Below are 14,932 nucleotides of genomic sequence, written 5' to 3'. Positions count from 1 at the left end.
AAATAAGCACATCCCCAGCAGGGAGCTGCGGGATGTGTTTATAGAAGTGCAGGTGACTACAGCCGCCGGCGTTTGTAGAAGATCACAAACACGCTGGCAAGCAGGAGGATCACCAATGCAGCGCCGGCTGTCCAGGCGTCCTTGACAGAGCCCTGAGACTGTGCGGTAGTTTGCCCGCCGCCGTCCTGGCCGCCAAAGCCTCCGCCGCCGTCCATGCCTCCGCCCGGCCCGCCGCCGAAGCCGCCGCCAAAGCCGTCCGGCGGAGTGTTGCCGTTAGGAGCGGCGCCGCCGTTCTGCTGGGCGTTGCCATTCTGTTGAGTATTGCCAGTCTGCTGGGCATCGCCAGTCTGCTGAGCGTCGCCTGCAGCGGCAGCTCCGCCTGCTGTGCTGTCACCCTGCTGGGCAGCAGCATTCGTGCCGGCAGCGTCATTGGCATTGCCGAAGTTCGGCATATTGCCGCCACCGCCGCCCATGCCGCCGCTGCCGGAGCCGTCACCCGAGGAAGGGGACGTTCCGTCAAGCTGCTGCTGGATGGTGCTGACAGCTGTCGCGTTGGTTTGGATCAGCGATTGTACGCCCGCTTCGTATTCCTCATAAGTGTAGAAGGGACGCGGGTCTGCTTGAACGTGCGAGGAGATCATGGTTTGCAGCTCCTCAACCTTAGCTGTGAAGGTATCGTTGGCCAGCAGGCCGTCGATCGCATTCTGAATGATTTCGTGATACAGCGTTTTGTATTTATCTACCGCAAGCAGCTTGGCAACCAGCGGCCGTTCGTCCAAAGAGCCCTGCGTAGGCTCGTCGATCAGCAGGCTGTAGCCTGCACCGCCGCCGGCTTGATTGCCGGCAGCTGCCTGATCGTTCCCGCCTGCTGCTGCATTGCCCGCCGCCGCATTGCCCGCCGCCGCATTGCCCGCTGCGTCGTCCGCTGCGGCACCGCCGTCCGTCTGCGCCGCCGTGCTTTGCCCGGCTGACTGCGCCTGTGCGCCGCCAGCTGCGGCCTGAGCCTGCCCGGCACCGGCTGTGTCAGCCGCATCCTCGGCGGGATCATCCGGGTCGCCCATACCGCCGCCCATGCCTCCGCCCATGCCGCTGAAGGCCATATTATAGTCCCATGGCAGCACAGAGAAGACGCCGTCTTTTTCATACAGATAATAGTTCTGCTTGTTGCCTCCGATATAGCTGTCCGTATTGTTGGTGACAACCTGAAGGGCGATGTATTTCAGCGCCTCCTCGACATCAAGCACGCTTTCGTAATCCGTTCCGTTATTCAGCTCTTTGATCATATTGACCAGAACGCCGCCGTCCGTGGATTCCGATTTCTGCACAAGTCCGGAATAGGAATCGGCATCGTCATCAATGTACAGCAGGTCGCTGCCGGTGCCCATGGTGCCTTTGTAAAGTGCGCCGTAGGAATTGCCGAAATAGCGCTCCAGATAAGCGTCTCCAATCTGCTCAACCGCGAGATAGAAGCCCCAGAGCTCGCCGTTGACATACACATCCACAAAGGAATGCTTCGGCACCGGAAGGCCCATTTGCTCGGCCAGCTCATAAGCGAGGAATTCACGCATGTAAGAGGCGTCGCTGTACTGGTTGTTCAGGTTGATTTTGCTGATCCCGTCGATCGTCTGGTTCACATATTCGTCGAAAGAAAGCTTGAAGCTGTAGCGGTCCGAGTCCGAGCTGACCACGCTCCGCAGGCTCAAATTGCCCTTCGTCCGGATGCCGACATTGTCGTAGGTAACGCCGTTATATTCGACCGTTGCCGTTTTGTATTCTTCTGCGCTGGCGTTGTCCAGCATATCCTGAAAATCATTTTCATCCACTGTAATCTTAACGTCTACTACTTTATCTTCAGGAAAAACCTCTTCATCCAGCTTCTTCTCATCTGCAGAGATGGTGCGGGTGCTGGCTGTTCCGGCAGACGAGTCCGAATCCGAATTCGTGCTGCTGGTTGTGCTTGTTCCGGAGCCGGCCCAGCTGCAGCCAGCCAGACCGAAGACCAGGACAAGGGAGCTGAGGACCAGAAGAAATGAAGTAAGTCTGGACTTCATCTTGCCTCCACCTCCATGATTTTAGGATACATAATCTCCGCTGTAGCTGAGCAGTACGGCATTTCTGACGCCGCTGATCGCCGTAATCTGGTTGACAAACGCAGTCTCCTGCCCGCGCAGGCGGATTTCCAGCGTCATCTCGATGTTGCTGCTTGTTACGGTCTTCTGCTTCACGTTGAAGCGTTTGACCAGGGAGCCTAATTGACCGATTACCGCCTGCTCGGTTTCATCGTCCGCTACGTTCACAACAACGAGGTAAGGCGTTTCGAGTGAAGATTTTTTGATGAAGAAGAACAGGATCAAGCCGACAATAACGGTACCGATAGCTGCCAGCGTAAAGAATCCGGCGCCTGTTACGATGCCTGCCGCAGCAGCCCAGAACAGGAAGATCAGGTCAGTCGGGTCTTTAATAGGCGTTCTGAAACGAACGATGGACAAGGCGCCGACCATACCGAGCGACAGGACGAGGTTGGAGTTGATTGCGATGATGACCATCGCTGTTACCATGGTCATGCCGATCAGCGAGATATTGAAGCTCTTGGAGTACAGTACGCCGCTGAATACCCGCTTATAAAGCGTGTAGATAAAGAATCCGATCAGGAAAGCAACGGCGAATGTAATCAGCATTTTGGATAAAGAAACATCGGATGAGAAATTGCTCAGCACCGAATTTTTGATAATATCGGAGAAAGTGTTGGATGTCTCCGCAGTTGTGTTTGTGTTCATAAATCAATAGTCCTCCCAGGTGTTGGTTTTTGAATATTTGCGGCAGATCACATATTTGGATGCCGACTGACGGTTAAGGCCGTCCAGCTGGAGCCCGGCTTTGATAAATTCCGGAATATACTCGTCATATTTGACCTCCAGAATGATCAGATCATCGTCCAGTGCGCTCACTGTCGCCAGCTCCGGATCAAAGATATCCAGGTTGTTCAGACCCGTCCGCAGCTGTTTGTCGAAGGTAATCCTTACATTGCCGTATCGGAAGACATAAGGCTCCCGCACATAATCGACGATGACCTTGGGCCGCAGCAGATTCACTTTGGTTTCATGGTAAATCTCCATCAGGAGCGGCTTGTCCGGAACATTCAGCACCTCGTAATTTCCGGCTAGGATCTGGTTGTACATCTCCCGGGTCAGCGAAGCGTTCACCTTGGAGATGAGATCTCTGTACTTGATCTTCTTCTCAAAGTGAATGACCTTGTCCTGAACGTTGTAGATGCGGATCCGGTATTTCGCCCGGTCGCGGAGCCCGCCCAGCTTCTCATGCAGTGCCGTATTGTCGATATCATCAAAATACAGGCTGCGAATGTGATATTCGCCTGTCGGCCCTACGTTGGGATCGTGGGCCATCAAATGTTTGAGCCGCTGCTTGATCACAAAGTACTGGTGCTGGTTGATCAGAAATTTGAGCTCGTTGCGGTACTTCAGTTTTTTCTGCATAGTCCCCTCTTCCTTGCTATGGAGTGCTGTCAGCGCTGCTTGACGCAGTCGTCTGCCTTTCACGTAGTTTATATTAAAGCGCTCCGCTGATAGCTCGCTTAATGCTGACTGAAGAGTTCCTGAAAATTTTACACTGCGTTAACAAAAGTGCAGATCGGATTTAACAAAGCCGGAATTTGACAATATTGAATTTTACAAAGCCGGAATTTGACATGCCTGCTGACAGCGGGTAAGGTGTTAGCAACACTTTTTTGAAGAGAACGGAGAATTGGAGAATGGGAAAAATGAAAGACTTCTGGTGGATCGCAGTCGCCGGGCTGCTTATCATAGGCGTTGTTCTATATCTGGGCAGGATAGCGGGAAGAACAGAGAACACAGCCGGAGGAACGGAGAGCAAGAACGGGGGACCCTACGACATCGTAACGACATTCAAGAGCGATCCGCAGACAAGCCGGGCTTTCACCTGGTATACGGATGATGCCGGAGAGGAAACGGTGGTTCAGCTGCTTAAAGGGGAGGGGACACCGGATTTCAGCTCTGCGGATCTGATCAGCGTTCAAGGTGAAACGACCGTTTACGAGGGTAGCAGCGGGCAGCAGAAAGGGGTTCATAAAGCCGAAGCATCGGGGCTTGAGCCGGGAACCGCTTATACGTACCGGGTTGGCAGCCCGGCGAGCGGAAAGTGGAGTGAACCCGCCTCCTTCACGACCGAGGAGCAGGATTTGACGGCGTTCAGCTTCATTAATATAACGGATTCCCAGGGAGTGAATGAGGCGGATTTTGCAAAATGGGGCCAGACGTTAAGTGCGGCCTTTAAGACTTTTTCCGGGGCACGGTTTGTCATTCATAACGGCGATTTGACGGAGGATCCGGCGGATGAAGCGGGGTGGAAGGCTTTCTTTGCAGATGCCCAGCCCTGGATTTCTGAGGTTCCGCTGATGCCGGTGACCGGTAATCATGACGAGGTGGACAAGCAGGCGGACGCCTACGTTTCCCATTTCAACCTGCCTGATAATGGTGCCGAGGGCTCTAATCCGGGGACCAGCTATTCCTTCGATTATGGAAATGCCCACTTCGTTGTGCTGAATACCGAATCCAACATCAAGAAGCAGACGGATTGGCTGAAGCAGGATTTGAAGAACACCGATAAAGAATGGATTATCGCCGCCCTGCACCGGCCCCCGTATGGAGGAAGCATGTACGATAAAGTGGACGATTGGGTGGAGCTGTTTGACCAATACCACGTCGACCTTGTGCTGCAGGGTCACAATCATGAGTATTCCAGATCGTATCCTTTAAAGGGTGGAAAAATAACGGACGAAGGCAACGGCACCGTCTATGTGGTAACCAACGCCTCCGGCTCCAAGTTCAATGAGAAGAAGAGCGACAAGTTTTATCATGCGGTGCATTTTCAGAACAACAAGCAGATGTTTGCCGGGATCCAGATCAGCGGCAGCACGCTTACCTATTCCGCATACGACGTTGACGGGAACAAGCTGGACGAGTTTGTGCTGAAGCACTAAGGGATGTCCCGGCGAAAAATCAGGCGGGCGGCGGAATCCTTGCAGCGGGCTTGAGCGCCGCGCCTTTACAGTGCCCAGCGCAGCAGCAGGCCGGCCTGGGACAAGCCGCCGCCAAAGCCGTAGAGCATCAGCAGCTGCCCGCTGCGGATCCGGCCGTCCCGGACGGCCTGGTGCAGGGCAATCGGGATGGAGGCTGCCGAGGTGTTGCCGGTGTATGCCAAGGTGCTGACCGTCTTCTCCAGCGGAATGCCGGTGCGCTCGCAGACCGCCTCCAGAATCCGCATGTTCGGATTATGCGGCACCAGCCAGTCGACGTCCTCCGCCGTAATGCCGGCCTGCTTCATGAACTGCCGGATGCCCTCCGGCACCCGGCTGATCGCCCAGCGGTAGACAGCGCGGCCGTTCTGGACGATAAAGCCGTTCTGCTCCAGCGCCATATCCCCGATATTCGGAGCCAGGCTGGAGCGGTACAGGTGATGGCCTTCCGCCCCGTCCGTCAAGGCGATGGAGCTGAGCCAGGAGGGAGCTTCCTCCGGCGATCCGGCTTCAACCAGCACTGCACCCGCGCCGTCGCCGAACAGAATACACGTTGTCCGGTCGGTATAATCCGTAATTTTGGACAGGGCTTCTGCTCCGATAACCAGTATTTTGCGGTGCATGCCCGTGGCGATCAGGCCGCCTGCCAATTGGAGCGCAGCTGCAAACCCGGCGCAGGCCGCCTGCACGTCAACCGCGCCGCAATGGGCGATGCCGAATTCCGCCTGGACACGGGCGGCCATCTGCGGGAAGAAGGTATCCGGCGTCGTGGTGGCGACGATGATATAGTCCACATCCCCAAGCTCCACCTGATATTCCTCCGCCATATTGCGAACGGCAGCAAAGCACAGATCGCTCGTAAATTCCTTGTCTGCAGCAATCCTCCGCTCACTGATCCCTGTACGCTGGACGATCCATTCGTCCGTTGTCTCGACCATTTTCTCCAAATCCGCGTTGCTCAGCACTTTCTCGGGCAAATAAGATCCGACTGCCGTAATTTGTGCAGAAGTGTTATAGGTGAAAGCTCCCTCTATCCGGCTCATACGCCATCTGCCTCCTTGAATTTAGTACCAGATACTAATACTTAGTGCCAATCATATCGGATGAAAGAGGCGCAGTCAACGGCCTCCACCCTATATTTTACAAATTCCACAAATGGGATACCCTCCACAGCCCCAGAATACCCGCGCACTGCGAGCATATTGCCCCCTGAAAATTTCATCATAAGAACAACCCGGCTGCGGCGTGGCAAAAGTCACTGACGCTCCGGTTTATACGGCTCTACAATAAATATTGTAATCTTCAAAGATTTGAAGATAAGAGGAATAAGAATAGACAACACAAGACAAAGGGTGGGTGCGATGGAGATGCAGATTCCCCGCTTTAAAGCGGAATTTTTTAAAGCCTTGGCTCATCCGCTGCGGATTCGGATATTGGAGGTGCTGTGCGAAGGCGAACGGAATGTGAACGAAATTCAGGGAATTGTGGGGGCGGAAGGCTCGGCGGTTTCCCAGCAGCTCGCTGTGCTCCGCGCCAAGAGCCTGGTGAATACCGTGAAGACCGGGACAACCGTGACTTATTCGCTCCGGGATCCGCTGCTCAAGGAGCTGCTCGCGGTGGCGAAGCAGATTTTTAACAACCATCTGGTTGAAACGATTTCCGTATTGGAAGAAATGAAGCAGCAACCATAAAGAGAGAAAAGAAGGTTAGATGATGAAGTGGAGAGGTCGTTATCAGCATTATAACGGCGAAGCGCTGCGGCGTGATTTGGTCGCAGGCTGCATCGTCGGGATTGTCGCCATCCCGCTGGGCATGGCGTTTGCGATTGCATCGGGCGTGAAGCCGGAGTATGGGTTATACACCACAATTGTAGCCGGTATTCTCATTTCGCTGCTCGGCGGCTCGAAGTTCCAGATCGGAGGCCCGACGGGCGCGTTTATCCCCGTCCTGCTGGGCATCGTACTCCAGTACGGGTACCAGGATCTGCTCATTGCCGGATTTCTTGGCGGTGTCATTCTGGTGCTGATGGGGCTGCTCAGATTAGGCTTTCTGATCCGGTACATCCCGAAGCCTGTAACGATTGGATTTACGGCTGGAATTGCGGTTACTATCTTTTCCGGCCAGATCGGGAATTTTCTGGGGCTGACGGGGGTCAAGCGGCATGAATATTTTCTCGGCAGCATGAAGGAGCTGGGGCTGCGGCTCTCAACCTGGAACGTGTACAGCGTGGTTACTGCCTGTATTTGTCTGGCGGCGCTGCTTCTCACTCCAAAACTAGCGCCAAAAATTCCGGCCTCCATTGTAGGCCTGCTGTTATCCACGCTCGCTTCGCTGTGGCTCTTTCCGGGAAAGGTAGCCACAATCGGCTCGGCATACGGCTCGATCACCGGCGGTCTCCCGGCTCTGCACGGACTTGACCTGTCAGCCGGGCATCTGCTGACAATGCTGCAGCCCGCTTTGGTCATCGCCATGCTGGGCAGCATCGAATCGCTGCTCTCAGCGGTAGTGGCCGACGGGATGAGCGATACCCGCCATAACAGCAACCGGGAGCTGCTGGGGCAGGGCATTGCCAATATGGTGACGCCGTTCTTTGGCGGCATTCCCGCTACAGGAGCCATTGCCCGGACGGCAACCAACATCCGCAGCGGCGCCGCTTCGCCTGTGTCGGGGGTTGTTCATGGACTGGCCGTTCTTGCGATCGTGGCCCTGTTCGCGCCTTACGCCTCGCATATTCCGCTGGCCAGCATGGCGCCTGTGCTGATGGTGGTCGCCTGGAATATGAGCGAACGGACAGCCTTTATGAAAATGCTCAAGACCCGGACCGGGGACTCCGTCATTCTGGTTGTCACGTTTCTGCTAACCGTGCTTACGACACTTACCACCGCGGTGGAGATCGGCCTTCTGCTGGCTGCGGCCTTGTTTATTTGGGGGATGAGCCGGTCCATTGTCATGCACAAAGCGCTTCCCGAGCAGCCAACCGGACAGGGAAAAATACTTGAGCACCGCGCGGACCGCCATCCCGGCTGCCCGCAGGTCTCGATCTTTAGCGTGAACGGCGCTTTGTTCTTTGGCGCCGCCGCCGCTTTCGAGCAGGAAGCCGGTGTGCTCGCCCGGCAGAAGCCCGGCTGGCTCATCCTACGCATGAGCCGGGTGCCCTTCATGGATACAACGGGCGAGGCCCAGTTTACGGCCTTTGTCCGCAAGCTGCAGGAACAAGGGACCACTGTCCTGGCAGCCGGACTGAACCGCCAGCCGAAGGAGATGCTGCTCCGCACAGGCGGATATCAGCAGATCGGCGAATCCCGCTGCTTCAAACACACCGGTGAAGCGTTGGACTACGCGCTTGCCCATGTGAACCGGCCGCAGTGCCAGGGCTGCCGCCAGTTTGCCTTTAGGGAGTGCCCGTCGCTGTGCCGGGCGGCAGGGGAAGAAGCCCCGGCTTATGCGCCGGGTGCAAATTCTGCGTTAGCGCCGGCCCCAAGATCTGCTTCAATGCCTGCTTCAATTCCTTCTTCAGTGTCTGCTTCGTCAGGGAAAATGGTTCGGTCTTAACCGGCCTGATGCTCAAACCAAATAAGACGGCTGTCATCCGCAAAGGGGATGGACAGCCGTCTTTGTTCATGTGTGTGTCAGGTTTCAGCCTGAAGCCTAATGGGCTCAGCATGGAGCCTAATAGCTTCGGCAGGCTGAGCTTCCGGGCTTAAAATTGATGCGGAACTTCGATTTCCGGATCGGTGTCGGCTTCATAGTCAACGCCGGTCGTTTCAAAGCCGAACAGCTGGAAGAATTCCTTCCGGTAGCCTTCCAGATCGGTGAGCTGCCAGATGTTCTCTGTGGTCACGCTGTTCCAGATGTCTTCCACTTCCTGCTGGACGTCCTCGCGCATTTCCCAGTCATCAATACGGATGCGGTCCTGCTCATCAACAGGCACCTCGCCGCCGCTGTACAGGCGTTCGGCAAACAAACGGTACATCTGCTCAATTGTGCCCTCGTGAATGCCTTTCTCTTTCATTACTTTATATAGGGCGGAAATATACAGCGGCACAATCGGAATGGCCGAGGAAGACTGGGTGACAAGCGCTTTGCCGACCACCACATAGGCATGGCCGTTCTTGGCGGCAAACTGTTGGTTCATCCGGCGGGCCGTCGCTTCCAGATGCTCTTTGGCTTGGCCGATCGAGCCGTCGCGGTAAATAGCCTGAGTAATAGCAGGTCCAATGTAGGAGTAAGCCAGCGTAATGACGCCGTCTGCAAGGACGCCGGCAGACTCAAGCTGATCCATCCAGTCCTGCCAGTCGCTGCCGCCCATAACCTCGACGGTCGCCTGAATCTCTTCATCCGTGGCGGGCTCCAGGGATACTTCTGTCACTGTGCCGTTATGAAAATCAACGGTCTTGTTCGTATAAGGCTGGCCAATCGGCTTCAATACGGAGTTAAACGCCTCTCCCGTAGCCGGATTGGTCTTCCGAGCGGTGGCTACACTGTAAATAACCATATCGACCTGGCCAAGCTCCTGCTTGATCAGCTCAATCGTGCGTGATTTGGTATCTTCGGCAAAAGCATCGCCTGTCACGCTGAACGATTTCAGCCCGGCAGCTTCGGCAGCCTTCTCGAAAGCGGCGGAATTGTACCAGCCGGCGGATGCGGTGCGGGTTGGAGTGCTTTTGCTGGGACGGTACACGCCCACTGTGTTCGCTCCGGCTCCAAAGGCGGCCACGATGCGGGCGGCCAGCCCGTAGCCGGTTGATGCGCCGATGACCAGCACATTGCGCGGCCCCTTAACGGCCGGCTTGGATTTTACATAGCTGATCTGCTCCTGGACCTGGGCTTCACAGCCTGCCGGATGAGAGGTAGTGCAGATAAAGCCGCGTGTTCTTGGTTTAATAATCATCAGTTTAATTCCTTTCTTGTATAGAGATTTTCAGTTGTGCAGGTTATCCGCTCAATAATCGTATGTAAGGCGTACCTTTCTATTTTAGCAATAATTGCCCGCCTGTAACCAGTGGCAGCAGGAATAGCGCAAGGATTTTTTAACAGGCCTGCGGTCATCCCGAATTTTATCCGGCCTTAATGACATTCTCCAGAATCTGAATAACGCCGGCATCCACATTCAAATCAAATTTCCGGGCAAAGAAGGCAGGAGATTTATACATCTCGATAATCTCATTTGCCGTCAGGACGGAAGGACTTAGCAGAACCTCATGGTGCTTCACCATTTTAAAATAACGGTGGTTTTCATCTATAGCCGTTTGCTTAAAAGGGCTGTTCATGATTAAGGTAGGAAAAAAGCACTCGTCAGGAATCAAGGTATAGCGGAAATAGTCCTGCATTTCAAACGAAAGATAAGAGCTTGCGGCATATTCGGCAAAAGAACGGTGAAGGATTTTCCATTGGGAGCCGTAGTAAGGAACAATATGGTCAGCAAAATAATGCTCAAAGGGTTCCCGGGGCCCCAGCTCTTTTAATACCCCGCAATCCTCGATGAAATAATGAGCCTGCTGGTTGGATTTTAATACCGGATTATCAGTCAGCAATTTGTACCTTACATAATTATTGCGGTTGCCCTCAAGGAAGCTTTCAATAAAAGACTGCTTAACCAAAGGAAAATCCTGGCCGCTCAGATTAATAAAATGGGTCCAGCTCTTGTCAGTGTGAAGTAAATAGGTAAGGGCATCGAGTTCGCACTGGACAAGCGACCAAAGCCCCCAGGTCAATGACCGTGACGGGAGAACATGAATATTTGGATGATGCTGTACCAGTTCCCCGGCAAAGGTATGGAGCTGGCTGTCGGCTTTAGAGTCTATGTGAATCAGATAGATATGATCCGGTGTGTAAATAGAGTTCAGCATGCGCTGAAGCAGCTCGATCTGTTGATGCGCCATAATAAAATAAGCAATCTTAACCATTTGCAAGTCTCCAGTTTGTTTTAGTTCAGCACTCCTCTCCTTAATTTATCATAAGATTCCCTCCTATGTTACACTTAAAGTGAAATCATAACAGTCATATGTGCAGGGAGATTTATACAATGAAGCTTGTATCATGGAACGTCAACGGCCTGCGGGCCGCGGTAAGCAAAGGCTTTCAGGATTATTTCAACCGGGTGGACGCCGACATCTTCTGCGTGCAGGAAACGAAGCTCCAGGAAGGCCAGATCACGATGGAGCACGGCGCTGAATATGAGCAGTACTGGAATTATGCCGTGAAGAAGGGATATTCGGGAACGGCTGTGTTTACAAAAATAAAACCTCTGTCCGTCTGGTACGGACTGGAGGAGAATGCCGAAGCCGAGGGCCGCACGATTACGCTCGAATTCGAAGCTTTTTATCTGGTCAATGTGTATACGCCCAATGCGAAGCGGGATTTGTCGCGCCTGCCGTACCGCCTGGAATGGGAGGACCGGTTCCGCCAATATCTGCTGGACCTGGACAGCCGCAAGCCTGTCATCGTCTGCGGGGATCTGAATGTCGCACACCAGGATATTGATTTGAAAAATGCCGCCACCAACCGGGGCAACTCCGGATTTACGGATGAGGAACGCGGGAAGCTGAGCGAGCTGCTGTCCTCCGGGTTTGTGGATACCTTCCGCTATTTCTATCCGGATCAGACGGATACATACAGCTGGTGGTCGTACATGATGAAGGTGCGGGAGCGGAATATCGGCTGGCGCATCGATTATTTTCTGGCCTCCGAGCGGCTTGGACCGCTGCTCCGCGACGCCAGGATCGACACGGACATTTTGGGCAGCGACCATTGCCCGGTTATTCTAGAGATGGAGGATTTTGAATGATGAACAACTTTAACGTCATGCTCGAAAAATATGCCGGGCTGGTGATCAAGGTAGGCGTGAATATCCAGCCCGGACAGGTGCTGCTCGTTAACGCGCCGCTGGATACGGCCGAGTTTACAAGGCTTATTGTCGCCAAAGCCTATGAAGCCGGCGCCAAATTTGTGCAGGTGGATTGGGACGACGAGCAGGTTACACGGCTCCGGTATGAGAAAGCGCCGGACGATTCCTTCGGCTACTACCCGAAATGGCAGGCCGATACGATGGAGCAGCTGGCGGAAAGCGGGGGAGCCGTGCTGCATATTAAAGTGCCTAACCCTGAGCTGTTCAAGGGCATTGATTCCTCGAAGGTTGCAGCAGCGGTCAAAGCGGCGGCCGTAGCCCGGGAGAAATATCAGTCTTATGTGCGCAGCAACAAAGTCGTCTGGTCGCTGATCAAAGCGCCGACCCGGGACTGGGCGGATAAAGTGTTCGCCGATCTGCCGGAGGAGCAGCGGGTGTCGGCGATGTGGGAAGCCGTGTTCAAGATGAACCGGGTGGAAGCGGACAATGATCCGGTCCAGGCCTGGAAAGAGCACATTGCTGCGCTTAAGGAAACACAGAACCGGATGAACAGCAAGCGCTACAAAGCGCTGCATTACCGCGCACCGGGGACCGATCTCCGGGTCGAGCTGCCGGAAGGCCATTTGTGGCTGGGCGGCGGCGACTATGCCGAGTCCGGCACTTATTTCGTGGCGAATATGCCGACCGAAGAGATTTATACGATGCCGAAGCGGACCGGCGTGAACGGAACGGTGAGCAGCACGATGCCGCTGAACCTGAACGGCCGGCTCGTTGAAGGCATTAAGCTGACCTTTAAGGACGGCAGGGTTGTGTCCTATGAAGCCGAATCCGGACGCGAACATCTCACCTCGCTGCTGGAGACGGATGAAGGAGCGTCCTACTTAGGCGAAGCGGCGCTTGTGCCTCATAACTCGCCGATTTCGCAGATGAACCGGATCTTCTACAACACGGGCATTGATGAAAATGCCTCCTGCCATTTTGCTCTGGGCAGCTGCTATCCGGTTAATATCGAGGGCGGCACCAAGCTGACCAAAGAGGAGCTGCTGGCCAAAGGCGGCAACGTGAGCCTGACGCATGTGGACTTTATGATCGGCTCGGCTGAGCTTGAAATCGACGGCGAGCTGGAGGACGGCACCGTGGAAGCCGTGTTCCGCGCAGGGAACTGGGCATAAGGGTTAACCCGATTTGAGAGCAGGTAACGAGAGCAGGTGACGGTTGTTGTTTACCCTATTATTGATTGAGGATGATCAGACCCTGTTTCAGGAGATCAGGGAGCGGCTGACGCAGTGGTCTTATGAGGTGCATGGCATCCGGGATTTCAGCCAGGTGCTTCAGGAATTTACGGAGATCAAGCCGGATCTGGTGCTGATTGACATCCAGCTGCCTAAATTTGACGGCTTTCATTGGTGCCGGATGATTCGGGCGCACTCCAATGTGCCGATTATTTTTCTGTCCTCGCGGGATCACCCGACGGATATGGTCATGTCCATGCAGCTGGGTGCGGACGACTATATCCAGAAGCCGTTTCATTTTGACGTATTGATCGCGAAGATCCAGGCGATTCTCCGGCGGGCCTACAATTACAGCAGCGACAGCGCTTCGTTCAAGACGTGGTGCAAAGCGGCAGTAGATTATGAGAAAAATATCGTCACCGCTGAAGCTGGCAGCGTCGAGCTGACCCGGAATGAAATCCTGATCCTGAAGCAGCTGATCGAGCACAAGAACAAGGTGGTTACCCGGGAGCAGCTGATCAGAAGCTTATGGGATGACGAGCGGTTTGTGAGCGATAATACGCTGACCGTCAATCTGAACCGGCTGCGCAAGAAGCTGGATGAGATCGGACTGGGCCAATATATTGAAACCAAAGTCGGCTTGGGGTATATGGCCGTGGAAGAGGTTCAGCCGTGATGGGCAGATTTCTGCGGGAGCGGAGCGGCTGGATCGCGTTTATCCTGCTGCAGCAGGTGCTGATCCTGTTCATCGCCTATATTGATGCTGCTATTCCGTTCTGGCCGGCGGCTTATATTGTGTTTCTGTCTTTGGTGATCTTCGGGATATTCCTGGTGCTGAGATTCTTTAAGGAGACCCGGTTCTACCGCGGCCTGGAGGAGTGGAACAACAGCCTCGACCTGGGCAGCCTCCGCGAGCCGGACAGCCCTTTCGAGCATCTCATCGACAAGAGTATTACCGAACAGACCGAACGCCTGCGCAGGATTGCCTCGCATAACCAGATGCTGCTGGAGAGCGAGAAGGATGACCTGCTGGCCTGGATTCATGAGGTGAAGACGCCTCTGACCGCCATGCATCTTATGATCGAGCGGCTGGAGGACTCCTCTCTGAAGTCTAATCTTACTTATGAATGGCTCCGGATTCATCTGCTGCTTGACCAGCAGCTGCACAGCAAGCGGATCTCCTTTCTTGAGAACGACCTGTATATTGAGAAAATAAACCTGAAGGCGCTGATTGTGAATGAAATCAAGGCCCTGCAGTCCTGGTGCATGCAGAAGGGGATCGGCTTCGATCTGCAGCTCCAGGCTCCCGAGGTATACAGCGATGCCAAATGGCTCTCATTCATCCTTCGCCAGCTGCTGACCAATGCGATCAAATACAGCGATAACAGCGACATTACGATTGTCAGCTCGCTGCAGGAGGGACAAGTCATTGTAGAAGTACAGGATGAAGGCCGGGGCATCGAGGCCCAGGACCTTCCTCGGATCTTCGACAAAGGCTTCACTTCAACGACCCGGCACCAGGACCAGGCCTCGACCGGAATGGGCCTTTACCTGTCGCGCCGGGCGGCCGAAGCGCTGTCCATCCGGATGGAGGTGGACTCGAGGCCTGGCAGCGGGACACGGATGATCCTTCGTTTTCCGCGGCGGAACGAGTTTGTGGATACGATAGGCATGTGACAGAAGCGTGTGAATAAGCGAGATAAGCATGTGACGTTATTGTCACATGCTTATCTTGTTTTGTTAGACGAATCAAACGCCGGGCTCCCCTTCGTTTCGATATACTGGGAACAGATCAAGGCC

The 14,932-nt window shown here is 54.5% G+C and carries 13 protein-coding genes; 7 read left to right on the top strand and 6 right to left on the bottom strand.

Translation table 11 applies throughout. From position 1 onward, the window contains the following. Positions 1-56 precede the first annotated feature (56 nt). Genes FCN15_RS06830 through FCN15_RS06820 form a run of 3 tightly spaced genes read right to left on the bottom strand, consistent with a single transcriptional unit; the run spans position 57 to position 3,494 of the window. A complete protein-coding gene (locus tag FCN15_RS06830; protein ID WP_138494247.1) occupies positions 57-2,051 on the bottom strand; it encodes a CotH kinase family protein in 1,995 nt (664 codons plus the stop codon). A 21-nt stretch (positions 2,052-2,072) separates the two neighbouring features. After that, complete coding sequence (locus FCN15_RS06825) at positions 2,073-2,777, bottom strand: DUF4956 domain-containing protein (protein ID WP_138494246.1); 705 nt, start codon at positions 2,775-2,777, stop codon at positions 2,073-2,075. Between the two features lie 3 nt (positions 2,778-2,780). After that, entirely contained in the window at positions 2,781-3,494 is a 714-nt protein-coding gene (locus FCN15_RS06820; protein WP_138494245.1) for a polyphosphate polymerase domain-containing protein, read from the bottom strand. A 275-nt stretch (positions 3,495-3,769) separates the two neighbouring features. On the opposite strand from FCN15_RS06820, the gene FCN15_RS06815 reads away from it, so the two are divergent. Beyond that, positions 3,770-5,017 (top strand): purple acid phosphatase family protein, encoded by a 1,248-nt coding sequence (locus FCN15_RS06815; RefSeq protein WP_238996540.1) that lies wholly within the window; start codon positions 3,770-3,772, stop codon positions 5,015-5,017. A 65-nt stretch (positions 5,018-5,082) separates the two neighbouring features. Here the strand turns inward: FCN15_RS06815 and FCN15_RS06810 are convergent, their stop codons facing one another. Further along, a complete protein-coding gene (locus FCN15_RS06810; RefSeq protein ID WP_138494244.1) occupies positions 5,083-6,096 on the bottom strand; it encodes a ketoacyl-ACP synthase III in 1,014 nt (337 codons plus the stop codon). 318 nt (positions 6,097-6,414) lie between these two features. On the opposite strand from FCN15_RS06810, the gene FCN15_RS06805 reads away from it, so the two are divergent. Together FCN15_RS06805 and FCN15_RS06800 are read left to right on the top strand one after the other, a co-directional pair. After that, on the top strand, positions 6,415-6,744 hold the full coding sequence (locus tag FCN15_RS06805; RefSeq protein WP_138494243.1) for an ArsR/SmtB family transcription factor: 330 nt from the start codon (positions 6,415-6,417) through the stop codon (positions 6,742-6,744). Positions 6,745-6,766: 22 nt separating this feature from the next. Then, positions 6,767-8,605, top strand: a complete 1,839-nt coding sequence (locus FCN15_RS06800) for a SulP family inorganic anion transporter (RefSeq protein ID WP_138494242.1) — start codon at positions 6,767-6,769, stop codon at positions 8,603-8,605. 148 nt (positions 8,606-8,753) lie between these two features. Here FCN15_RS06800 and fabV read toward each other — a convergent pair whose 3' ends face one another. Further along, positions 8,754-9,944 (bottom strand): enoyl-ACP reductase FabV, encoded by a 1,191-nt coding sequence (gene fabV / locus FCN15_RS06795; protein WP_138494241.1) that lies wholly within the window; start codon positions 9,942-9,944, stop codon positions 8,754-8,756. Positions 9,945-10,110: 166 nt separating this feature from the next. Next, positions 10,111-10,959, bottom strand: coding sequence for a beta-1,6-N-acetylglucosaminyltransferase (locus tag FCN15_RS06790; RefSeq protein WP_138494240.1), 849 nt, complete (start codon positions 10,957-10,959; stop codon positions 10,111-10,113). A gap of 119 nt (positions 10,960-11,078) precedes the next feature. Here FCN15_RS06790 and FCN15_RS06785 point away from each other — a divergent pair, with 119 nt between their 5' ends. From FCN15_RS06785 to FCN15_RS06770, 4 genes are read left to right on the top strand one after another with little or no spacing between them, the layout of a single operon-like run. Beyond that, entirely contained in the window at positions 11,079-11,840 is a 762-nt protein-coding gene (locus FCN15_RS06785; RefSeq protein ID WP_138494239.1) for an exodeoxyribonuclease III, read from the top strand. Then, positions 11,840-13,072 carry an aminopeptidase gene (locus tag FCN15_RS06780; RefSeq protein ID WP_138494296.1) on the top strand — a complete coding sequence of 411 codons (1,233 nt, stop codon included), beginning with the start codon at positions 11,840-11,842 and terminating at the stop codon, positions 13,070-13,072. Before FCN15_RS06785 ends, FCN15_RS06780 begins: the two co-directional genes overlap by 1 nt. Positions 13,073-13,118: 46 nt before the next feature. Beyond that, entirely contained in the window at positions 13,119-13,808 is a 690-nt protein-coding gene (locus FCN15_RS06775) for a response regulator transcription factor (RefSeq protein ID WP_138494238.1), read from the top strand. Continuing rightward, positions 13,805-14,809, top strand: coding sequence for a sensor histidine kinase (locus FCN15_RS06770; protein WP_138494237.1), 1,005 nt, complete (start codon positions 13,805-13,807; stop codon positions 14,807-14,809). The genes FCN15_RS06775 and FCN15_RS06770 overlap by 4 nt, the downstream gene beginning before the upstream one ends. Positions 14,810-14,932: the final 123 nt, after the last annotated feature.

It is taken from the genome of Paenibacillus pinistramenti, assembly GCF_005869875.1.
Taxonomy (GTDB): domain Bacteria; phylum Bacillota; class Bacilli; order Paenibacillales; family Paenibacillaceae; genus Fontibacillus; species Fontibacillus pinistramenti.
The sequence above is the reverse complement of the archived record's forward strand: the minus strand, read 5'-3'. Positions and strand labels throughout refer to the sequence as shown.

Bases quoted from the DNA above. Each gene is read 5' to 3' on its own strand.
- FCN15_RS06830 (WP_138494247.1), bottom strand. From the start codon at position 2,051: ATGAAGTCCAGACTTACTTCATTTCTTCTGGTCCTCAGCTCCCTTGTC.
- FCN15_RS06825 (WP_138494246.1), bottom strand. From the start codon at position 2,777: ATGAACACAAACACAACTGCGGAGACATCCAACACTTTCTCCGATATT.
- FCN15_RS06820 (WP_138494245.1), bottom strand. From the start codon at position 3,494: ATGCAGAAAAAACTGAAGTACCGCAACGAGCTCAAATTTCTGATCAAC.
- FCN15_RS06815 (WP_238996540.1), top strand. From the start codon at position 3,770: ATGGGAAAAATGAAAGACTTCTGGTGGATCGCAGTCGCCGGGCTGCTT.
- FCN15_RS06810 (WP_138494244.1), bottom strand. From the start codon at position 6,096: ATGAGCCGGATAGAGGGAGCTTTCACCTATAACACTTCTGCACAAATT.
- FCN15_RS06805 (WP_138494243.1), top strand. From the start codon at position 6,415: ATGGAGATGCAGATTCCCCGCTTTAAAGCGGAATTTTTTAAAGCCTTG.
- FCN15_RS06800 (WP_138494242.1), top strand. From the start codon at position 6,767: ATGAAGTGGAGAGGTCGTTATCAGCATTATAACGGCGAAGCGCTGCGG.
- fabV (WP_138494241.1), bottom strand. From the start codon at position 9,944: ATGATTATTAAACCAAGAACACGCGGCTTTATCTGCACTACCTCTCAT.
- FCN15_RS06790 (WP_138494240.1), bottom strand. From the start codon at position 10,959: ATGGTTAAGATTGCTTATTTTATTATGGCGCATCAACAGATCGAGCTG.
- FCN15_RS06785 (WP_138494239.1), top strand. From the start codon at position 11,079: ATGAAGCTTGTATCATGGAACGTCAACGGCCTGCGGGCCGCGGTAAGC.
- FCN15_RS06780 (WP_138494296.1), top strand. From the start codon at position 11,840: ATGAACAACTTTAACGTCATGCTCGAAAAATATGCCGGGCTGGTGATC.